The organism is uncultured Bacteroides sp., assembly GCF_947632445.1.
GTDB lineage: Bacteria > Bacteroidota > Bacteroidia > Bacteroidales > Bacteroidaceae > Bacteroides.
Genome location: NZ_CANRPM010000015.1, coordinates 30143 through 51295, shown reverse-complemented (window position 1 = coordinate 51295; position 21153 = coordinate 30143). Strand labels below are relative to the sequence as shown.

The window sequence follows — 21153 nt, the reverse complement described above, 5'->3', positions numbered from 1 at the left end:
AATGGCGGTCGAGGAGTAAGTGAAATAAGCGTTACGCATGTTTGGGCCTGATTATTTTAAATACTGGATAGCAGGGCTCGGGTATCGGCTGGATGCTTTCGTTCAGCTCCGCCTCGAAGCAAACAGGGTGATGAGGCGAATACGTAGAAAGCCAGTTTGCGGCTGTTTATCATTCATACGCGCGACTTGTTCATGAGCTTGCAGAGTTCATTATAAATCCTAATGAAGGCAAAAAAAATTAAGAAAACGTGTTATAGGACATGTTTTTTTATTTGGCTTGTCAAACGAAAAGCCCCTATATTTGCACCGTTATCCTAAAAACAATCTTTTTACCTTAAAAAAAGACTAATACCTATTGAAAACTGAAAACGGGACTTTGCGAAAAGTCCCGTTTTTTTTGCTCTATTTTAGAGGTCAAAAAGAATAAAAAAGAACAACTGCCATGTCAGAAGAGCATGGAATATAATTGTATTAAGTATTTGAATATTAGTAATAGAACGGTAATTTCTGACGTGAAAGAGCCTAATAAAATAAACTATATTTAGCCAAACTATTCTATGGAAGAGTTTCATAACTCCATTTTTCTATTCACTAATAAATATACGAATTATTTTTGGATATTAGATATGGATGTATCTTTCTTCTTTTTTTGACACAAAAGTAGTAAGACTGCTTGCTACAGGTGTGAAAAAATGAATATATACCAGATGGATAACGACCGGTTGACAGATTTCACTGATCAATAGGCTTTTGTGTCGGTAAACGATTTCTATTGATTTTTCCAGTGAAAATGATTGGTAGTTTCAAAGATTGGATTATCTTTGTATTATTATGTATAATCTTAAACCATGAAACATCTTAGTCTGACAGTTTGGCAATTCTATCGCGACGGCTTTCGTAGTATGAAGCTGGGACGCACGTTGTGGCTGATTATCCTTATCAAGCTTTTCATCCTGTTTTTCATTCTTCGATTGTTTTTCTTCCCTGATTTTTTGAATCAGGTAACCGACAGCGGAGAAAAAGACGGATACGTGAGCCATGAATTGATCGAAAGGATGCCGTAAGAAAGGTTTATCTGTATACAACCTATAACCATTTTATTTTCTGATTAAATTCTTTATTATTTATGATTGAACACATTGATTCTTCGCTGATTGACTGGTCGAGGGCACAATTTGCACTGACCGCCATCTACCATTGGATTTTTGTGCCGCTGACCTTGGGCTTGGCCGTGGTCATGGGGCTCATGGAGACATTCTATTATCGGACGGGCGACCCTTTCTGGAAGCGGACTGCCCGATTCTGGATGAAACTTTTCGGTATTAACTTCGCCATTGGTGTGGCCACGGGGCTCATTCTGGAGTTTGAGTTTGGTACTAACTGGAGCAACTACAGTTGGTTTGTGGGTGACATCTTCGGGGCTCCTTTGGCCATTGAGGGAATCGTAGCCTTCTTCATGGAGGCGACATTCATAGCTGTGATGTTCTTCGGATGGCAGAAGGTGAACCGTGGCTTCCATTTAGCCTCCACCTGGCTGACGGGTTTGGGAGCCACTATTTCAGCTTGGTGGATACTGGTAGCTAATGCGTGGATGCAGTACCCTGTTGGAATGGAATTCAATCCCGACACGGCCCGCAACGAGATGGTGGACTTTTGGGCTGTGGCCACTTCGCCTATGGCTGTCAACAAGTTCTTTCACACCGTTCTTTCGAGTTGGGTGCTGGGAGCCTTGTTCGTAGTAGGTGTGGGTTGCTGGTATCTGTGGAAAAAGTGCGAGCACCGTTTTGCCCTGAGTAGCATCAAGGTGGGTGCATCTGTCGGCCTGTTTGCAGCACTGATGGCCGCTTGGACAGGTGACGAGTCGGGTTATCAAGTGGCCCAGCACCAACCGATGAAGCTGGCTGCCATGGAGGGCTATTACGAAGGGCAGGAGGGAGCCGGCCTGGTAGCCTTCGGCTTATTGAATCCTGCCAAACAGAAGGCTGATGACGGCATAGATCCTTTCCTCTTCCGCGTGGAGATTCCTAAGATGCTCTCGTTGCTGGCCGAACGTAAGACCGACGCCTTTGTGCCGGGCATCAACAATCTGCTGAAGGGCGGCTATGAACTGAAAGATGGCACGACGGCTCTTTCTGCTATGGAGAAGATGGCCTACGGGCGCAAGGCCATCGAGGCTTTTGCTGCTTATCGGGAGGCACATGCCGAAGGTGACGAAGCGGCGGCCGAAGTGGCTGCCCGCGAGTTGAAGGATTATATGCCTTACTTCGGTTATGGATATATCAAGGATGCGCACGAACTGGTGCCCAACGTGCCACTCACCTTCTATATGTTCCGCGTGATGGTGATGATGGGCGGATACTTCATAGTGTTCTTCCTCGTGGTGCTTTTTGTAGCTTTCAGGAAAGATTTGAGTCGCTTGCGCTGGTTGCAAATGGTGGCCATGCTCAGTGTACCGTTGGGTTATCTGGCTGGTCAGGCCGGTTGGGTAGTAGCCGAGTGCGGACGCCAGCCGTGGACTATTCAGGATATGCTGCCTGTAGGTGCGGCCATCTCGAAGCTGGAGGTAGGTTCGGTACAGACGACCTTCTTCCTTTTCCTGTTCCTCTTTACTATCTTGCTGGTGGCCGAGGTAGGCATTATGCTGAAAGCTATCCGCAAAGGTCCCGAGAATTCAAACGTAGACATTCACTCTTCAAATTATTGACGTTATGGCATTACTTCAACAATATTGGTGGTTTGTGGTTTCCCTGCTGGGAGCCATCTTAGTGTTTCTGCTTTTTGTACAGGGAGGCAATTCGCTTCTGTTCTGTTTGGGCAAGACAGAAGAACAACGGCGCATGCTGGTATTCTCGACGGGTCGTAAGTGGGAATTTACGTTTACAACGCTCGTTACTTTCGGAGGAGCCTTCTTCGCTTCTTTTCCCCTGTTCTACAGTACCAGCTTTGGCGGGGCTTACTGGTTGTGGATGATTATCCTCTTTAGCTTCGTGTTGCAGGCCGTCAGCTATGAATTTCAGCTGAAGGCGGGCAATCTGTTGGGCAAGAATACCTACCGTGGCTTTCTGGTATTGAACGGCGTATTGGGCCCTGTTCTGTTGGGTGGGGCGGTGGCCACGTTCTTCACAGGCTCGGCCTTCTATGTGGACAAAGGCAGCATGACGGAAACGATGTTGCCCGTCATCAGCCGTTGGGCTAACGGATGGCACGGGCTCGACGCGCTGGCCAATCCTTGGAATGTAGTGTTAGGTCTGGCGGTGTTTTTCCTGGCGCGGGTACTGGGTGTTCTGTATTTTGTGAACAGCATTGCCGACGAAGAGTTGGTGGGCCGTTGTCGCCGTTCGTTGTGGAGTAATGCGGGCCTGTTCTTGGTGTTTTTCCTGACTTTTCTGGTACGCACGTTGCTGGTCGATGGCTATGCAGTCGACCCCGAGACAGGGCTTGTATATATGGAACCCTACAAATATCTGACGAATTTCCTCGATATGCCGGTGGTGTTGGCGCTGTTTTTGGCGGGCGTGGTCAGTGTGCTTTGGGGTATCGGTCGCACGTTGTGGAAGAAGGGCTTCGATAAGGGCATTTGGTTTGCAGGCATCGGCACGGTGCTGACGGTATTATCTCTTTTATTGATAGCGGGTTATAACAATACGGCTTACTATCCTTCGACGGTCGACCTGCAAAGTTCGCTCACCTTGCAAAATAGCAGCTCCAGTGAATTTACTCTGCGAACTATGGCTTATGTTTCCATTCTGGTACCGTTTGTGTTGGCCTACATTTTCTATGCATGGCTAAGTATTGACGACCGCAAAATAGAGCAACACGATACGGTGGTTGATGAATGACAGTAGGAATTCTATTGTCGTCCTAAATAAAAAAGGCACGGATACTACAGCTTGTGAACTGTCTGGTATCCGTGCCTGAATAATATAGAGACGTGAGTTCGACATAAAATCAAAAGATAGCCGGTTGCCCGTCATTGATAAAGTTCGCTTCAATGGCGGGTTCCTTTTCAAAACAACAACAGGTTGCGATAACTGACAATGAATCGGCAGTGAAATGTCTATTTTCTTCCGCCGCCACGCAGCACTTCCTGAAGTCCCGACGCAGTGCTGCGTGAGGGTGTCATGCAGTGCTTTCTGGGGAGGAGACGAAGCACTTCGTCAGAGGGTCAGCAAGCACGGTGTCAGGACGGAAAAATCTGCCCGTGAAAAAAAGAGGAAGAAAAACGGGGTTTTATCACGAATAAAATAGTCCTGTCACACCAATTTGCTGATATACAGTCGGTTACTGCGACGGTGACAGGAGCTGTGCAAACTTTTTTGAAATAAAATAAAAAATAGGCTGCCTTTAAAGGCAAGGTATTTTTTATTTTTTCGCGGAAATGTTTACCAAAGGTACTAAGGTGTCGCACTAATTTATTGATAATCTGCTACTTGATGTGACAGGACTATTTTGAGCCCCCTCCCGGATTATTTTCAGGATGTTTGTTGTCCTCCCTTTTTTATGGTCATCCGATATTTATTCCCAATAAACTATAACTTTAGACTCTGAAAACATAGTGATAATCGTTTAAATGTGATAACTTGACACTATAAATTTAATACTTTTATGACTATGTGCTTATTAATCAGATAAATATATTATTTATTATATCGAACTCACGTATAGAGGGTTTCAGAGTTTACTTTATTTGACCAAAGTCGATGAGGGGTGATGTCCTGAGCGGGCAGTGGCATTGGTTGCCGCATCTTTGAACTTTACTTGATAGAACTTTTCGTTCTCATAGATAGTGTTTACGCGGATATTCAGTCCCTCCTTGCCTTCCAATAAGTCTGCTATGTTGTCCAGTTTGTAAGATACAATGGCCGAACCGGGTACGAGTTGTGAATCTTCGTTGGCATTATGGCGGAATTCCAATGTCACATAACCAGCCTGGTCATTTTCACCTGTTGAGGCTTCGTTTACTACTAAGCTCAGCATATGCTTTTTGTCGGGAGTTTCACTGTGCATGAACTGGCATTCAATGTTCAGATAGTCTTTGCGCGTGAGCCATATCTGCGTAATGTTGATTTTGTCATTGCCGATGCTGTCTTCTTTTTCGGCAGGCATGAAGTAGATATCCTTGGTCAGGATGTCTTCTATCCAGCGAATTTTTGCATTGTAGTCATAGCCGGGCATTTCTTCGGGTAGTTCGTCAAAGAAAACGAACGCTCGCTGGCCGTCTACTGCCTTGTAGCTGTGCAAATTGCTAATGTCGCCGGGAAAAAGCTTACTATCTTCATCCAAGAGGACATAAAAATCTCCTTCACTGTCACTCAGCGTCTTGATAGTTCCCACTGTGAACAGGGGATTGTCTTTGTCGTCGTCCAGACATGACTGAGATATCGGCATGACCGATAGCAGAAGTATGCACGCAATAAAAGTCGATCGGATTTGTTTCATCATGTTCATATAGTTTTTTTAATGCTTTTTTGTCTGATAAACGTTGCTTTAAATAGAATACTGCATTCCGATTTGTTAAAGAAACAAAAGTGTATTTTCCTTCTCGGATGATGCAGTATTTTTGCGTCCAACGCATTTTATAGACAAACACGTGTAAGGAGAATGGAAGAAAAAGAGTTGGCCGAACAATGTCGGCGGGGTGACAACCGTGCCCGTCGGGAATTGTACGAACGCTACGCAGGGCGTATGTTAGCTTTGTGTCTGCGTTATTCGGGCAATCGTGAAGTAGCTGAAGACCTGCTGCATGACGGTTTTTTGAAACTGTTCTCTTCCTTTGATAAGTTTACCTGGCGTGGCGAAGGTTCGTTGCGGGCATGGATAGAGCGGGTGATGGTGAACACGGCGCTGCAATACCTGCGACAGAACGATGTGCTCAATCACAGCGCAACTTTGGACGATCTTCCTCTTGAGGCTTACGATGAACCTGAACCTGAAGCCTGTGAAACCATTCCCCGGCAAATGTTGATGCAATTTATCGGCAGGCTGCCTGTAGGTTATCGTACAGTATTCAACTTGTATGTCATGGAAGGCAAGTCGCATAAGGAAATTGCGGCCCAATTGGGTATAAACGAACGTTCGTCCGCTTCACAACTGGCCAGGGCCAAGGCTTCATTGGCAAAACAGGTGAAGGCGTGGATGAAAGCGAATGAATAACACATTATATTAGAGATATGAACGACGAATTGTGGTTAAAGAAAATAAAGGAACGTCTGGACGACTGTTCGGAGCCTCTGCCTTCCGGTGGTTGGGAGAGGTTGCAACGAGAGTTGGATAAGGCTGCTCCTGCCTTGGTTTCCCGTCGAGGTCGTCCGGTGATGATGTACCGATGGCCGGTAGCGGCTGCCGCTTCGGCATTGGTAGCGGTAGCTGCAGTCGGTCTGTGGTTGCTTCAAAGTCCCGTAGGGCAGGAGGTACAGCGTGTTGAAGTGCCTGTCGTTACTCGGCCGGATGAGATACCGGGGCCCGTTCCCGAAAACGAACAATTGGCTTCAGCGTCTGAAGTTCCTTCGCGGACACGGGATTTCAGAACAGTTATTCCGGTGGAGGTGGCTGTTTTGCCCGTATCGGAAGCGACAGAGAACAGAGAGACTGAGGAACGTGAAGATGTCATTGCCACAGTGCCTGTTGTAGAAGCTCTCAGGGCAGAAGATGGGAGCGTTTCCAACGAAGTGGAAAAGGAACCTGTGCGTCGTTCTACTCCGAAGAAGACCAGACTGGACGAACCACGTGTGATCAGCCGGCCACAAAAGACAGATGGCGGGTGGGCGTTTAGCTTGTCTGTGGGAAACCGTAGCGGTTCTTCCGCCGGCGGTGATAAAAAACTTGTTTATGATGATCCTGCGCCCGGTACAGGTTGGGTACAGGGCAGTAACGTCAACCTGAGTGAAACCGCTAATGGCGTGATAGTCATTCCCGGCGAGCAGGAGCTGACGTTCAAGGGCGGTATGCCCTATGTGTTGAAACGAACTGAAGATCCGGTCGATGCAAAACATCGTCAGCCTGTCAGTGTAGGTTTTTCAGTCAGGAAAGATTTGAATCATGGTCTGTCTGTAGAGGCCGGACTGATGTACACTTATTTGTATTCCGACCTGTATTTTGGCAAAGGCGGCAGTAGCCTGGAACAGAAGCTGCATTATTTGGGTATCCCGTTACGTGTCAATTGGAATTTTGTCGATACGCACAAGTTCTCGGTTTATTTGTCTGCCGGTGGTGCCGTAGAGAAATGTGTGTATGGTAAGTTAGGGGACGAAAAACAGACAGTAGACCCTGTACAGCTTTCGGTTTTGGGTGCATTTGGCATCCAGTATAATCTTTCCCGACGATGGGGTCTGTATGTAGAGCCGGGTATATCTTATTATTTTGACGACGGCTCTAAAGTGCAGACTATCCGCAAGGAACGTCCTTGCAGCTTTACGTTGCAGGCAGGTTTGAGGCTCACTTATTGAGTGAAAATTTGATGATAAAACCGGTTTGGCCGGTTGACTATTACTATGGGGAAATACTCCTTGAACAGCGCTTCGGCTCGTGCCGGTTGTTTGGGAGTATTTTCTTTTTGTCTCTTTTAGCTGGTAGTCCGACTATGGTTTCGTATTTTTGTACTCCCGGCCGATGGCAGAGCAATAACTCCATCACGTTGTAGATTTTTGTAGGTTTTAGGTGTTTTGCCGGTATCTATTTCTCGCACCTCCGGGCATTTTTACTCATCTCCATAGCGGCTGCCACAACCTGATCCATGTCATAATACTTATACTCCGCCAATCTTCCGCCGAAAATGACATTCTTCTCAGCATCTGCGAGCTTTTTATATTCTGCATAGAGATTGCTGTTTTTCTCATCATTCACCGGATAATACGGCTCGTCGCCTGGCTTCCACTCGCTGCTGTACTCCCGGCTGATGACGGTTTTAGGCAAGTAGTTCCCCTGCTCATCCTTGCCGAACTCGAACCATTTATGCTCGATGATCCTTGTCCATGGAGTTTCTCGGTCGGTGTAATTGACGGCGGCGTTGCCCTGGAAGTTCGGCATGTCGAGAAGCTCTGTCTCGAACCTGACAGAACGATACTCAAGATAACCTAATTTATAATCAAAATAAGCATCAATCGGGCCGGTGTAAACGATGGTTCCGGCAAGTCTGTCCAGCTCGGCTTTATGCTCCAGATAGTCCACGCCGAGCCGTACCTCGATGCCGTCGAGCATATTCTCAACCATCTTTGTATAACCGCCGACAGGAATGCCCTGATAGAGCGCGTTGAAATAGTTATTGTCGAACGTAAACCGCACCGGCAGACGCTTAATGATAAACGCAGGCAGGTCTTTGCAGTCGCGTCCCCACTGTTTCTCGGTATAGCCCTTGACCAGCTTTTCGTATATGTCGGTACCTACGAGCGAGATAGCTTGCTCTTCTAAATTCTGAGAATTCGTAATACCAGCCGCTTTGCGCTGCTCGTTGATCTTTGCCGCCGCTTCTTCGGGCGTCGTTACGCCCCACATACGATTGAACGTGTACATATTGAAGGGAAGCGAGTAGAGTTCGCCTTTGTAGTTCGCGACGGGCGAATTCGTGAACCGGTTGAAGGTCGCAAAACGGTTCACGTAGTCCCAGACAGCTTTGTTATTCGTGTGGAAGATATGAGCGCCGTATTTGTGAACGTTAATTCCCTCCATGCACTCGGTATAAACGTTACCGGCGATATTCGGGCGCTTGTCAATGACGATAACTGATTTTTCTGCGGCGTGGGCCTGTTGGGCAAATATGGCACCGTAAAGGCCGGAGCCTATTATCAAGTAATCGTATTTCATGTAGCCTCCTATATTTTAAGCTGATTTGTTATAATGAGTATCACCAGTCTTCAGCAAAATCTTTTAGCCGATAGTTTTTTTATTATTCCTGTTTTAATACAAGTTTCTGCACTCCATCCCAAGTCTTTGGTCCTGTGATACGATTTTGAATCTATATCTCTATAATTTTTCTAATTTGATTAACAACGTCATCAGAAAGCTTCGAACCATTTGTCAATGGATCAAGACCGCCATGTATATTGGGGAGCATAGAACAGTCTCCAAATTCAACTTCTAATAAAAGTGGCTTTTTGTCAACAAGCATTTCCTGATACCGTTCCAAATCCGATACATCTTTAATCTTATAACTGCGGATTCCATATGCCTGACCAATGGCAGAAAAATCGCACGAATAGTAGTCATTGCCTATCTCTGTCGTCGCCACCCGCCGACAGTCCAAATAGTGATCCTGAAACAGTATGATATGTCCCAGAGCATGATTATTAAGAACCAATATCTTAACCGGCAGCTGCTTTTTCGCAATAACATTTAGTTCCTGTATATTCATTTGTGCACCGCCATCGCCTGTTACCGCATAGGTCACTTCATCATTTCCGATTGCTACGCCGACCGATGCGGGAATCGCATAACCCATGGATCCCAATCCGCAAGAAGTAAATACCCTTGTTCCCTTTTTGATAACAGAAGACTGCGCTCCATATACCATGTTATTTCCCACATCAAGGAGAATATTTGCTTCTTCGGGCATTATTTCGCTAAAACGTTTCACAAGTGTATTTCCAAAAGTAATATCCTCCGCAGACATAAGTTTCTTCATTTTATTAACTGCATCGACCCATAATGAATGGTCATAATTATTTGTCGCTATTTTTGCATATGCAGTTGCACTTACTAAAAACGACCTGATATCTGCTTCAATATCCACCTCACATCCTTTTAGCTGACGTTCAAACTCGAACGTATCGATGTCCACGCGAATGAGTTTAGTTGCTTTAGGAATAAAATCGGCATGATTGTATCCGATGGCTTTGTTGCATAGACGCGTGCCTATGGAAAGAACGAAATCCGTATTTTTAAGAACTATACCCGCCTCACGTCTTCCGGTTCCCCCAAAATACCCAACGTGATAGGGAGAATCGGTAGGAATTAAATCAACGCCCGGTAATGTCGTTACTACCGGAATCCTAAGCAGATTTACAAGCTCACGGAATGTTTCCCGTTCACCGCACTGCGTAATTCCAGCTCCGGCAATAATAGTGGGCTTCTTGTTTTTTAACAGTTCGTCTATATAAGACGCTGCGTCAAAATGCTTTGGCGCGGGAGGTTCAATAGCGAAGAGCTCATCGCCTGCATCTATGACGTATCTCTCAATATTGATTGGGAAGTCCAAAAAGACAGGGCCCTTTCGACCCTCCATAGCTGTAACATAAGCGTCATACATAACTGCCGGGACATCCGTGTTATCGTCCACTTCGTAACATTTCTTAGTTATACTCTGCGCTGTTGCGATTGTTTGCATTTCCTGAAAACCGTACTGCCGAAATGTATAGCTCCGCTTCTTGTCTTTTGTATTTACCTGTCCGGATATGAGCATCACGGGAATTGAATCAAACCATGCATTTGCAAGACCTGTTAAGGCGTTTGTAAAACCGGGACCGCTCGTTGTAATAATTACTCCAAGCTTTCCGGTTGCTTGCGCATATCCGCACGCCGCAAATGCTGCCCCTTGCTCATTGCAGCAAGAATGATACCGTATTTTGTCTCTGTACGAACCAAGTGAATCAAAGATATGACACACCATACCGCCCTGGTATCCGAAAACATCCGTAACACTGTTGGTAATTAAAAATTCCACTAAATAATCTGCAACCGTAATTTTTCTCATAGCTATTTCCCTTTCATATGCGAATTTATCTTGTTTATAATCTCTGTCTGACAAATAGGCTTTCCCTCTTCCAAATCTTTAATCTGCTGAATTCTGGAGCAATGATAACCTCCGAGAAATTCCGTTGCCAGAAAGATATCCAAACGTCTTTCAACTTCATCATATGTCATATAATCCTGTCCAAAGGCAATTACATTTGCATCATTGTGCTGACGCATCAGCCTTGCGACATCGTCAGTATATCCAATTCCTGAACGTATTCCTTTGATTTTGCCGACCGTAAGACAAATACCGATTCCGGTGGCGCAAATCACTACCCCGCGGTCACACTTTCTGGATGCAACGAGTTTACCGACCTTTTCCGCATAAACCGGATAATCTGCTGGAAAATCCTCATCAGTTCCACAGTTTATAACAGTGTGACCTATTGATTCAAGATGTGCCTTGAGCCTATTTTTATAATCAATTCCGTTCCTATCGTTACTGATTGCAATTTTCACTCAAATATCTCCTCTATTTTTTCAACCAGTTCGGCCTTTTTGACTCCAAAAGGGCTTGAAAAATCTCTATATCTTCAGATGTTGTTATTTTTATGTTTTTCTCCGAGCCCAAAGAAAGGTAAACCTTTTTCCCCATTTCAATGTATAATGCACAAGATGAAATTGACGGGAGTAAATCCATCGTGATTGCCTTTTTGTGAACCTCAAGCAATTCATTTAGGAAAAAAGCCTGAGGAGTTTGCGTAATTTTAAGGTTATCGCGAGGAATCTGCCCCTCTGATATTACAGAATCATCTGTTGTTAGCATAACTGACGTACATGGAATTACTGTAGTAGCATTTCCACGTTCTCTGCAAACGCGAATATTGTCCGAAATAACCTCAGCACTCACCATTGGACGGATTGAATCATGAATAAGCACAATATCCTTATCGTCATAATATCGTGTTGCCAAATCGTATAAGCCGTTTCGAATAGAATCCTGCCCTGTTACGCCTCCGATTACAATGTTCTCTAACTTGGTGATTGAAAACTGTTTGGCATACGCTCGGAGAACATCATGCCACCCCTCTAAGCAAACAACCTCAATCGCATCAATCTGCGGATGAGTCTGAAATGCTTCGAGTGTATATATAATCACCGGAATATCATGAACATTAATAAATTGTTTCGGAATGTCTTGATGCGTTCTTGAGCCGATTCCACCAGCTATTACCAAAGCCAAATTTCTCATTTCTGTCACCTCAAATTATATTATTATGTATACAAATCATATTTCAGCCCTTTTTGCCTGAATTTATGTTTCATGAACGTGTTACATTTTCAAATACGAGCTGTCTGCTGATTCAGACTAGCCTTTTGTATCACATTTCTTTTCGGCACAGTATCTGCGGTTGTGTTTTTACACCTTTTTCAGTTTCCTCGGATTTTAGTTCGTTTCAACCTTATTCTCCTACTTTAATTTGTCTATGCTTATTTCTTATGTGAAAAATCCTGCTGGGATTTTTACACAACCTGATCCATATCATAATATTTATACACCGCGAACCGTATGCCGAGAACAACATTTTTCTCAGTGTCTGCAAGCTTTTTGTACTCAGCATACAGTGCCGAATTCTTCTCGTCGCTGACAGGATAATACGGTTCGTCGCTGGACTTCCACTCACTGCTGTACTCGCGACCTATGATGGTTTTCGGAGGTCATTTCCCCGCTCGTTTTTGCCAAATTCAAACCATTTATGCTCAAGAATCTGCGTCCACGGGGTCTCGCTGTCAGTGTAATTGACGACGGCGTTGCCTTAAAATTCGGGATGTCCAAGATTCTGAGTTCAAAGCTCCTCGAACGATATTCTAGTTAACCAAGTTTACACCCAAATAAACAGCAATCGAACCGATGTAAACGACCGACTCGATAAGCTTATCCAACTCGATTTTGTAATCTAAATAATCGTATAGCCGCCGATTGGAGTCCTTAATATAGTGCGTTGAAGTAGTTGTTGTCAAATGTGAGCCGCACAGACAGACACTTTATGATGAAAGAGGGTAAGTCTTTGCAGTCGCGTCCCCACTGCTTTTCGGTATAGCCTTTGACGAGCTTTTGATAGATGTTGGTGCCGACGAGCGAGATTACCTGTTTCTTCCAGATTCTGCGGACTCGTTAGAGTTCGCCCTTGTAGTTCGTGACCAGCGAGTTTGTGAAGCAGTTGAATTTGGCGAATTGGTTGAGGTAGTTCCACACGGCTTTGTTGTTCGTGTGAAAGATATGCGCACCATATTTATGGACGTTGATGCATTCGACTCGCTCGGTGTATACGTTGCGCAGATATTGGGGTGTTTATTGATGACGAGAACGGTTTTACCTGCGGCATGAGCCTGCTGGGCGAAAGTGGCACCATAGAGACGGCATAGATGAGATAGATGTATTTACTATTTTAAATTTTAGCTAAATACTCCGTATAAGATTTTTCTGGATCCATTATGGTTTCACCATGCAAGGAATTAACTTGTGTCGGTTTCATGTAATCTCCATAATTTGTACGTAAAATGTTGTCATAACCCTTCGGCACAGATAGACTCATGAACTCAAACGGCATCTCAATGGATTGCTTAAAGTTTGATTTCTTCCAGATATTTTTATTCCAAGGAGGGTTGATAAACTCGATAGGTGAAATAAATTCATTATATTTATTAGACATTTTTCGGCACTTAGCTTCATATCTATCATGAGCACGCTGAAAATTGTCCCCTGTGATCTTCTCCCAAAGCAAAAGATACATATGCAATAATTTGCCTAAAAACCGCTTGTGAATCTTACTTCTCCTATTCATTAAACATTTAGACATTAATCTCAGTTTTAAATATGTAAATCGTTCTTTCTTGTTCTCCTCAGGAACACCATCAAGTGGGAAAATATCAATCCATATACCCTGATTATAGCTAAACTTCTGCTTTAATTCTGAAGGCAAAATTCCAGTTGTCATACGATTACGCAATTGGGCGTGTCCTCTGAAAAAGTGCTCGATTTTACCTGATGCCATAAAATCATACGGTGCTGAAAAGACGCTCGATGCAATAGAAATCAATTTGTCGTAATCTTCTCTAAACATAACGACATCAACATCATCATCCCAAGGTATAAAGCCTTGATGACGAACCGCACCCAAAAGAGTACCTGCAATCGCATAATACTTCAAATTATACTGATTACATACCTTTTGAAACTCATTTAGAAGATCAAGTTCGACCGCCCATACTTTTTTCATTTTCTCCGTGACCGTGTAACCGTATCTCACTTCTTCATCCAAAAAATGCTCAGGTAGTTCCAGTTTAATCGGCAGCATCTTTTTTACCTCCTCTTTTTAATATTCCCAAAGCTATCAGTTCTCGCAACATATTATCTTTCATAAGAAGCAGTAATCCGAAATATATTGCAACGCCAGCAACGACTTGAATTGCTGATACAACAAAATTCCCGTATGGCAAATATTTTCCGAGAATCGAAACCAATATCAGCATAATAAGTCCGCTTAATATCCTTTTCCAGCTCAACTTTAATAATATCGTTCCTGACATATATTCACCGCTCATATGAACGTAAAGCACGGATATGACCGCTTCTGCAATAATAGATGCAATTACTGCCCCGGTTGCCCCGATAAAAGGTATTAGCGAAAGATTCAAGATCATATTTACAACCGATCCCAAAACTATAACCCTTGCACTGCGCGCTCTCTGACCGCTTGGTGTGAAATAATTTGCGCCAAGACAATTACTTACCCCCACAATAATGATTAACGGCGACATATAATACAATAGATTTACGACAGGTTCATAGCCTGAGCCAAAGAAAGCGGGAACAAATCTGCCAGCTACCCCGATCACACCAAAGGTGCATCCAAATCCGATTAAAAATATAAAATCCATTGTTTTGCGAATACGATTCTTTATCTCACCGTACTTCTTTTCAGCAAACAGGTAAGATATACGCGCACTCATCACGCTATTGATCGCGACAAAAGATACGGTATAGGTCATTCGCATAATTTTGTTTGCCTGCTCGTAATAGCCGTTCTGATATGTATCATGGGTAATTGCCCCAATCAGGGTTTTGTCAAGAACGGTATATATTGAAGTCGCGATAGTCGGGACAAAATAAATCAGTGTCTCCTTAAAATGTTTCTTAAAAGTCAATGTCCGTATATCAACTTTTGCAAGCATTTTGAGAAGGTAAATCCACATAGAGAGATTGCCCAACATAGTGACCATTGAATTGATCACAACATAGAGTACTAAATCTTCTCGCTGCTTTACAAAAGCAAATAGCAAAATGATTCCGGCGATTCTACAAAAAGAATTGCAAATGACAATATTTTTTATCCGTTCAAGTCCTGTAAAGTACCATGATATATCGAACATGGTGCCGAGCAGAACGGGGGTTAGAGCGATGAAATAGAGTCGGTACTGTTTGCTGAACAAGATCACAGCGCACCATGCTATCAGACATATTGCTGTCGTTCCAACCGTCATCAATTCGATTTCCCAAAACAGCTTGCTCGATTGCTGCCTGTCGTCCCGATGCTGTGCGATTTCCCTTGCACCGTAGGATGCCGTTCCAATAGCGGCAAACAGCGTGAAATATGTTATGATCGAGGACGTGTAGCTATAAATACCCACCCCATCTGCTCCCAAAACACGAGACACATACGGTGTTGTTATAAACGGCGTTATCAGGACAAGGATCTCATAAAGAGTACGGTATATGTAATTCTTCTTTACGCTTGGTTGTGACATAATTTCCTCATACGAGCGAAAACTTCTTGGCTTTCTGTTCCTTCAGTACGGTATAGAAGCACAAAAGCATCGGATTATAAGTTATAGCAATCCATGTATTATTAATGACTGTAAATGTAAGTACTGCTAAGCACCAGATAAACAGAGCTTTGTTATTCTTTTTGCAGGAATACCAAAAAAGATAGCTATACATAAAAACAACTAAAGCTGTGAAAATAATTCCATATGCAAGGATAGAATACATAAAACCAGAATCAATATAAAAGTAGAAATGCCCTTTACTATAGATGCTGTTACCTTGCATTTCAATATACTGCCCAAAAAGTTTTGGAGGATATTGCATTATTGCAGAATGAGAAAGTGAAAGTCTGCTCGAAAAAAGTATGTTCATTGTACGCCAGAAAATGTTTGCAGGGGTGTAATTTTTTGCACACCAGTAAGTGAACAGACATCCAACTGGAAAAGCAAGTGGCACAAACACACGAAGATAAGGATTATTTAAATTTAGCCAGTCAAATTTAATTAGGAGAATATCTAAAATGAGAACTCCACAAAAAAGAAAAAAAGGTAGTCTTGTAGTAGTCAATTGATAGATTTCATAATTGATGAAAGATAAGACCAGAATTTCTATCCATTTAATATTTCGTTCTTTTAAAAATAAATATCCTATTTCTAAATATAAAACCATATAAGACACCGATGAATAATATGAATATCCAAAACAATGGGCAACTCTGTCACCGGAAGTAGAAATTAAAATATAATCCTTAATAATAATTCCAAGTTTTGCACATGTCATCACTACTAACAATGGAAACAATGTTGACCAAAACGAGCATTTCACAATTTTCTTGATGCTGGTAACATCTGCATTGATAATTAACATGGCGAAAGCCATTACATAGCTTCTGTCTGTTGCCATCATAGCAATCATAAATGCTATAACGATAACGCAAGTCAGTATTAATGCAGCGAATTGCTTTCTGCTTAAATTTTTAATCAATAGATAGGAAATTTGTCGTATCAGAAATAAATATGCCATTCCTAAACATACTATCACAGTTATCAATATAAAAAAAGGATGTATGTAGGACCTAAATAACGATTGATCTATTACATAAAAGAATGAATACACTGAAAACAGAAACAAATATATTGTTTCACAAGTCAGTTTATATCTCAATGAAATGCTTAATCTTTTCAGTTTCAAGTTTTGACTCTCCTATTCATCAACCTTCTTGTATTATCTTTTATCCTTCATCTAAAGCTCGATAAAAGTAATACCCACTATGAAGCAGTTTGGAAATCTTCTTAATTGTTTTATTACTTCTTCAACAATCTTTTTAATTTCAAAATCGGCTTGAGCAAACCTTTCAAGTATAAAATAGTTATAAACCTCATCAGCGGGTATGCAAAACCGTTGGTATAGGCAAACAGTTTTACAAAAAGTTTTTCCTTCAAAACTATTTGTATTATAGCTGGATAGGATTCATTCACTTTTTTATAAAAATCTTTAATCTCGTTATAGCTGCTTTTTGACATCGGCAGATAACACAAATATTTGAACTGATTTGCTGTTTCTATTACAATCCTTTTTAACAATAAATTCTGCTTGTTTTTTGAGATGTTATCTATATTCATATACATACGCATAAGATTAAATAAAACCTTCTGCTGTTCTTTAAAATGTTTTTTTATACCTTCTATGCTAACGCTTTGTCCCTCCCTGCCGACTCTATAGCAGTATATAGGAAAACAGCAAACATAAAATCTATTTACATATGGTATCGGCAAGCTTGCATATTCTACATCTGTATAAAAACAGTGCTCTGTTATTACTATGTTGTTGTTTTTGAATATGGATGTCCTAAAAGTTGAGGAATACATACTGATAACATTTCCCAATATAATATCATTAAAATTATACTCACCTGCTTTCAAATTACCTGTTGTGCTCCATTTTTCTTGAGTATTATCTATTACATTGAAAGTAATAGATTCTGTAGCCACCATATCAACATCAATAGTTTTAAGCAGCTCTACAAAACGATACAGATTGTCCTTATCAAACCAATCATCGCCGTCCAGCTGCTTGAAATACTTTCCGGTCGCCAATCGAACGCTCGTGTTGATGGTAGAGCCGTAGCCGCCATTTTCTTTATGGACAGGAAAAATAGAGTCCGGGTATTTTTCGGCGTAACGCTTCGCGATGTCCAGGGTCTTGTCCGTTCCGCCGTCGTCAACGACAAATATCTCAAGATCGTCGATTATTCTTTCGTCTATCAGTGAATCCAGCGCCTGCCCGATATATTGTTCAACATTGTAAGCTGCTATTGAGATCGTAAGTATTTTACCCATTGATTTTTCTCCGATTGTCATTTTATTATAAACTGCTTTAAAGTTCTTATGTTATCGCTGTAATCATCTATACTGCCTCTGAATACGCTCGACGTTCCAGCGACAAACATGTTTGCACCTATGTTTCGCAGGATCTTTGCATTTTCAAAGGTTATATTCCCATCGACCTCGATTTCAATATGCTGCTTGCCGCGGTCGCTCAGGAATTTCACCAGCCGTTCGGCTTTTTTGATGGTACTCGGAACTATTTTCTGACCTGCAAAGCCGGGATTGACCATCAAGAGGTTTATTCCGTCGATGTAATCGAGAACCTCTTCAAGAACGTAGATCGGCGTGGCGGGGTTGATTGCCAAAAATCTTCGACAGCCGAATTCTGCAAGCCAGTCGAGCGTGCGCTGTATTTGCGTGGTGCTCTCATAGTGAATAGATACGGTGTCGGTGCTTTGTATTCCCACCCACTTGAATTTGTACTCCGGCGAGGCGACCATCATATGTATGTCCAGCGGGATTTTCGTAAGCTCGCGAAGCCCCCTGATGTAGTCCGAACCCAGCCCGAAGTTAGGCACGAATTCGCCGTCCATTACATCAATATGAAGGTAATCAATTCCGACTTTTTCAAAGATGCGAATGGTTTCTCTCAAATTTACCAAATCTGCACACATCATAGATGCAGATATTTTAGCTTCCTTCAACATCTATTCATCACATTTCAAACATGACTTTTACGGAAAATTTTTTCGGGTCTTTGACCGTCGCTAAGGCTTTCTCGTAATCTTTAAGGCTGAATTTTTGAGTAATGAGTTTTGCGATGTCAAGACTGCCATTCTCAAGCGCCGTAATCGTCTCTTTCCAATTGTTGATCGTGGATTTATAACTTGAATTCCATGTTCCGGTAACGGTAAGCTCGTTGCGGAGGATCTTCCAATAAATGTCCTTTTTAAATGTTATATCGCCGTATGGATTGCCTGTCAGCACTACCCTGCCGCCTTTTTTTGCATACATAATCGCATTGTTTATAGCTTTCTGTCTGCCGACGCATTCAAGCACAACATCGGCACCTTTTTCTCCCGTAATTTTAAGATAATCTTCAAGCGCATTCTCTTTCTCAGAATTTACAGTGCAAACGATTCCGACGTTCTTAGCGAAGTCAAGAGATTCATCGCGCCTTCCGACAATTATGACCTTTTTTGCACCCAGTGATTTTGCCCAAAGAGCCGCTATAAGGCCTATCGTTCCTGTGCCGATGACGGTCACGGTGTCGCCGGGTTTGATTTTTCCCGCGTCGGCACAGTGCTTTGCGACAGACGCAGGTTCGCACATTGCGGCGGTGGTATAAGGGATCTTATCTGAGCATAAAACGAGATTCCAGACCGGCACTGAGATATACTCGGCAAATGCGCCGTCACAGCGGGAGCCGAAGTAGCTATAATTCGAGCAGCGGGCGTATTCTTCCTCTTTGCAGGAATCGCATTTTCCGCATGGCAGAAGCGGGAAAACTGCGGCACGTTTGCCTATAAGAGAACGGTCGACATCGGGCGCGCAGTCGATTATTTCGCCCGAAAATTCATGTCCCGGAACGGTGGGAAAGTGATATGTACCTGTCGTATATATCCTCGGAATGTCGCTTGAGCAGATCCCGCACGCCTTTATTTTCAGCAGGACCTCGCCCGACTTCATAATCGGATCGGGGATGTCTTTATAAACCAATTTATCTATATCTTCAAGCACCAGAGCCTTCATTTTCTTCCTCCATATACGCCTCCAAAAGCGTCAGATCGTTGGGCGTAGTTATCTTTATATTCCGTTCATTACCGGGCACGGTTCTGACTGTCAGCCCGCATTTCAGTGCAAGCTCGGAGCTGCCGTTTATCTTTAAAACTTCATCTCGTGATAACGACATATTGGCGGCATAGTATTTTCCGTAATCAAACGCTTCGGGAGCCTGCCCCGCCACCAAAAGCGAGCGCGGAAGCAGCCTTGAAGCCATACCCTGCTCGTCTAAAAGATAGAAAGTGTCCTTTGCCGGAAGCACCGGCATAACGCCGTCGCAACCGTCAAGATTTTCAAGGCAGGACGTGATTAGCCTGTCCGAAACGAGCGGGCGTGCAGCGTCGTGAATGATGACCTTACCCGCTCCGCCGAGCCTTTCGATTTCCTTAAGACCGCTGATGATCGAATACTGCCTTGTTTCGCCTGGGTCCGCATAGCCCGCAAATTTTTGGATGCCTTCATCGCGCAGCCACCTGTCAATAGCCTTCCGCCACTGCTTGTCTGCTACTATGACGATGTGGTCAATGAGCGGATGGCCCTCGAAAACCGATAAGGAGTAGCTGAGGATCGGTCTGCCGCGAAATGCAAGATATTGCTTCGGCAGGTCGAGACCCATGCGGGTGCCCGTTCCGCCCGAAAGTATCAAGGCTATGTTCATACCGGCTGATCCTCGTCGATGATCTCAAAATTGTGGCTGACCCGGTGCTTCTCATCCGGCAATGTCATATAGTCACCGTAAAGCTGTGTGAGCCATGCATCATAGTTATCTACGCCTATGACCTCGATATCTTCAAACTGATATTTCGTACCTTTTCCGTACCATTCAATAGGAAAGATGTTTTTCTCCCTTATTTCACATTGCATAGTTCCTACAATTCTACAATCGTCATATGGATACTTCATAAGAGCTTTGGTAAATCTTTTTACCCAAGACTTGTGTTTCAATATCTTTTCAACTGGAAATTTAGTGCCTGCATAAACCAACATTTTTTTGTACCAAGCTCTATATCCCTTTTTTGCTTTGTTTGTAACAACCCCGCCCATTTTTAATATTGAGAGCTTATAAAAGCATTTTATAATATTTAATCTAAATAAATGAATTGTTCTAACAAAAGAATTTGCCGGCACGCCATCTATGGGAACAATATCCATTCCTATATATGTTTTTTTAGGTATATATTTATCCATTACTAAAATTTCAGTTCGTTTGTCTACAAACTTCACATCTATGGTAAAATCATTTCCCTTATAAAAAGAAATCACATCATAAAACGGATATTCTTTAACAGCTTCATCTGATATTTCCAAAAAGCGTTGAAAATCTTTTCTCGGCATATCAATATCCACATCATCGTCCCATGGAATAAAACCTTTGTGACGTATTGCACCTAACATTGTTCCGCCGCCTACAAAATATCTGAGATTATACTTATTGCAAATATCTACAAAAGCTTTTAAAAGTTCTAATGAAGTTTTTTGTGCTATTTTTATTTTATCTGACGACATAAAATCCTCCGCTTTATAAGACTAAACTGAATTGCCTTGTGAAAA

The 21153-nt window shown here is 42.8% G+C and carries 18 protein-coding genes and 1 pseudogene; 5 read left to right on the top strand and 14 right to left on the bottom strand.

Going from position 1 to position 21153, the window contains the following annotated elements; all coding sequences use genetic code 11:
* The first annotated feature begins 848 nt into the window (after window positions 1-848).
* The 3 genes from Q0Z70_RS05060 to Q0Z70_RS05050 all read left to right on the top strand — a co-directional run bounded on the left by Q0Z70_RS05060 (window position 849) and on the right by Q0Z70_RS05050 (window position 3839).
* Window positions 849-1064 carry a DUF4492 domain-containing protein gene (locus tag Q0Z70_RS05060; protein ID WP_298073032.1) on the top strand — a complete coding sequence of 72 codons (216 nt, stop codon included), beginning with the start codon at window positions 849-851 and terminating at the stop codon, window positions 1062-1064.
* Between the two features lie 62 nt (window positions 1065-1126).
* Window positions 1127-2704 (top strand): cytochrome ubiquinol oxidase subunit I, encoded by a 1578-nt coding sequence (locus tag Q0Z70_RS05055; RefSeq protein WP_298073031.1) that lies wholly within the window; start codon window positions 1127-1129, stop codon window positions 2702-2704.
* A gap of 4 nt (window positions 2705-2708) precedes the next feature.
* Complete coding sequence (locus Q0Z70_RS05050) at window positions 2709-3839, top strand: cytochrome d ubiquinol oxidase subunit II (RefSeq protein ID WP_298073030.1); 1131 nt, start codon at window positions 2709-2711, stop codon at window positions 3837-3839.
* Window positions 3840-4683: 844 nt separating this feature from the next.
* Here Q0Z70_RS05050 and Q0Z70_RS05045 read toward each other — a convergent pair.
* On the bottom strand, window positions 4684-5439 hold the full coding sequence (locus tag Q0Z70_RS05045; RefSeq protein ID WP_298073034.1) for a NigD-like protein: 756 nt from the start codon (window positions 5437-5439) through the stop codon (window positions 4684-4686).
* Window positions 5440-5601: 162 nt separating this feature from the next.
* On the opposite strand from Q0Z70_RS05045, the gene Q0Z70_RS05040 reads away from it, so the two are divergent.
* Both Q0Z70_RS05040 and Q0Z70_RS05035 read left to right on the top strand, forming a co-directional pair.
* On the top strand, window positions 5602-6153 hold the full coding sequence (locus Q0Z70_RS05040; protein ID WP_298073029.1) for a sigma-70 family RNA polymerase sigma factor: 552 nt from the start codon (window positions 5602-5604) through the stop codon (window positions 6151-6153).
* Between the two features lie 17 nt (window positions 6154-6170).
* The gene (locus Q0Z70_RS05035) at window positions 6171-7445 is read left to right on the top strand and encodes an outer membrane beta-barrel protein (RefSeq protein WP_298073028.1); all 1275 of its coding nucleotides are present in this window, start codon (window positions 6171-6173) and stop codon (window positions 7443-7445) included.
* A gap of 226 nt (window positions 7446-7671) precedes the next feature.
* Here the strand turns inward: Q0Z70_RS05035 and glf are convergent, their stop codons facing one another.
* The 13 genes and pseudogenes from glf to Q0Z70_RS04970 form a co-directional block, all read right to left on the bottom strand.
* Entirely contained in the window at window positions 7672-8799 is a 1128-nt protein-coding gene (gene glf, locus Q0Z70_RS05030; RefSeq protein WP_298073027.1) for a UDP-galactopyranose mutase, read from the bottom strand.
* Between the two features lie 151 nt (window positions 8800-8950).
* Window positions 8951-10684: a thiamine pyrophosphate-binding protein gene (locus tag Q0Z70_RS05025; RefSeq protein WP_298073026.1), complete on the bottom strand. Its 1734-nt coding sequence runs from the start codon at window positions 10682-10684 to the stop codon at window positions 8951-8953.
* A 2-nt stretch (window positions 10685-10686) separates the two neighbouring features.
* The gene (locus tag Q0Z70_RS05020; protein ID WP_298073025.1) at window positions 10687-11184 is read right to left on the bottom strand and encodes an RpiB/LacA/LacB family sugar-phosphate isomerase; all 498 of its coding nucleotides are present in this window, start codon (window positions 11182-11184) and stop codon (window positions 10687-10689) included.
* Window positions 11185-11197: 13 nt separating this feature from the next.
* Entirely contained in the window at window positions 11198-11917 is a 720-nt protein-coding gene (locus Q0Z70_RS05015; RefSeq protein ID WP_298073024.1) for an IspD/TarI family cytidylyltransferase, read from the bottom strand.
* Between the two features lie 272 nt (window positions 11918-12189).
* A pseudogene (locus tag Q0Z70_RS05010) lies at window positions 12190-13107 on the bottom strand (UDP-galactopyranose mutase).
* 8 nt (window positions 13108-13115) lie between these two features.
* Entirely contained in the window at window positions 13116-14024 is a 909-nt protein-coding gene (locus tag Q0Z70_RS05005; protein ID WP_298073023.1) for a phosphorylcholine transferase LicD, read from the bottom strand.
* The gene (locus Q0Z70_RS05000) at window positions 14011-15474 is read right to left on the bottom strand and encodes an oligosaccharide flippase family protein (protein ID WP_298073022.1); all 1464 of its coding nucleotides are present in this window, start codon (window positions 15472-15474) and stop codon (window positions 14011-14013) included. Before Q0Z70_RS05000 ends, Q0Z70_RS05005 begins: the two co-directional genes overlap by 14 nt.
* A 7-nt stretch (window positions 15475-15481) precedes the next feature.
* Complete coding sequence (locus Q0Z70_RS04995; RefSeq protein WP_298073021.1) at window positions 15482-16516, bottom strand: hypothetical protein; 1035 nt, start codon at window positions 16514-16516, stop codon at window positions 15482-15484.
* Window positions 16517-16797: 281 nt separating this feature from the next.
* A complete protein-coding gene (locus tag Q0Z70_RS04990) occupies window positions 16798-17853 on the bottom strand; it encodes a glycosyltransferase family 2 protein (protein ID WP_298073020.1) in 1056 nt (351 codons plus the stop codon).
* On the bottom strand, window positions 17850-18527 hold the full coding sequence (locus Q0Z70_RS04985; protein ID WP_298073019.1) for a ribulose-phosphate 3-epimerase: 678 nt from the start codon (window positions 18525-18527) through the stop codon (window positions 17850-17852). Before Q0Z70_RS04985 ends, Q0Z70_RS04990 begins: the two co-directional genes overlap by 4 nt.
* Window positions 18528-18534: 7 nt before the next feature.
* Entirely contained in the window at window positions 18535-19572 is a 1038-nt protein-coding gene (locus tag Q0Z70_RS04980; protein WP_298073018.1) for a galactitol-1-phosphate 5-dehydrogenase, read from the bottom strand.
* A complete protein-coding gene (locus Q0Z70_RS04975; RefSeq protein WP_298073017.1) occupies window positions 19553-20260 on the bottom strand; it encodes an IspD/TarI family cytidylyltransferase in 708 nt (235 codons plus the stop codon). Before Q0Z70_RS04975 ends, Q0Z70_RS04980 begins: the two co-directional genes overlap by 20 nt.
* Window positions 20257-21108, bottom strand: a complete 852-nt coding sequence (locus Q0Z70_RS04970; protein ID WP_298073016.1) for a phosphorylcholine transferase LicD — start codon at window positions 21106-21108, stop codon at window positions 20257-20259. Before Q0Z70_RS04970 ends, Q0Z70_RS04975 begins: the two co-directional genes overlap by 4 nt.
* Window positions 21109-21153: the final 45 nt, after the last annotated feature.

Excerpts from the sequence above, each read along its gene's own strand:
- Q0Z70_RS05015 (WP_298073024.1), bottom strand. The coding sequence starts at position 11,917 with ATGAGAAATTTGGCTTTGGTAATAGCTGGTGGAATCGGCTCAAGAACG.
- Q0Z70_RS04980 (WP_298073018.1), bottom strand. The coding sequence starts at position 19,572 with ATGAAGGCTCTGGTGCTTGAAGATATAGATAAATTGGTTTATAAAGAC.
- Q0Z70_RS04970 (WP_298073016.1), bottom strand. The coding sequence starts at position 21,108 with ATGTCGTCAGATAAAATAAAAATAGCACAAAAAACTTCATTAGAACTT.
- Q0Z70_RS05060 (WP_298073032.1), top strand. The coding sequence starts at position 849 with ATGAAACATCTTAGTCTGACAGTTTGGCAATTCTATCGCGACGGCTTT.
- glf (WP_298073027.1), bottom strand. The coding sequence starts at position 8,799 with ATGAAATACGATTACTTGATAATAGGCTCCGGCCTTTACGGTGCCATA.
- Q0Z70_RS04995 (WP_298073021.1), bottom strand. The coding sequence starts at position 16,516 with ATGGCATATTTATTTCTGATACGACAAATTTCCTATCTATTGATTAAA.
- Q0Z70_RS05035 (WP_298073028.1), top strand. The coding sequence starts at position 6,171 with ATGAACGACGAATTGTGGTTAAAGAAAATAAAGGAACGTCTGGACGAC.
- Q0Z70_RS05005 (WP_298073023.1), bottom strand. The coding sequence starts at position 14,024 with ATGCTGCCGATTAAACTGGAACTACCTGAGCATTTTTTGGATGAAGAA.
- Q0Z70_RS05025 (WP_298073026.1), bottom strand. The coding sequence starts at position 10,684 with ATGAGAAAAATTACGGTTGCAGATTATTTAGTGGAATTTTTAATTACC.
- Q0Z70_RS05000 (WP_298073022.1), bottom strand. The coding sequence starts at position 15,474 with ATGTCACAACCAAGCGTAAAGAAGAATTACATATACCGTACTCTTTAT.
- Q0Z70_RS04985 (WP_298073019.1), bottom strand. The coding sequence starts at position 18,527 with ATGTTGAAGGAAGCTAAAATATCTGCATCTATGATGTGTGCAGATTTG.
- Q0Z70_RS05050 (WP_298073030.1), top strand. The coding sequence starts at position 2,709 with ATGGCATTACTTCAACAATATTGGTGGTTTGTGGTTTCCCTGCTGGGA.
- Q0Z70_RS04975 (WP_298073017.1), bottom strand. The coding sequence starts at position 20,260 with ATGAACATAGCCTTGATACTTTCGGGCGGAACGGGCACCCGCATGGGT.
- Q0Z70_RS05045 (WP_298073034.1), bottom strand. The coding sequence starts at position 5,439 with ATGAAACAAATCCGATCGACTTTTATTGCGTGCATACTTCTGCTATCG.
- Q0Z70_RS04990 (WP_298073020.1), bottom strand. The coding sequence starts at position 17,853 with ATGACAATCGGAGAAAAATCAATGGGTAAAATACTTACGATCTCAATA.
- Q0Z70_RS05055 (WP_298073031.1), top strand. The coding sequence starts at position 1,127 with ATGATTGAACACATTGATTCTTCGCTGATTGACTGGTCGAGGGCACAA.
- Q0Z70_RS05040 (WP_298073029.1), top strand. The coding sequence starts at position 5,602 with ATGGAAGAAAAAGAGTTGGCCGAACAATGTCGGCGGGGTGACAACCGT.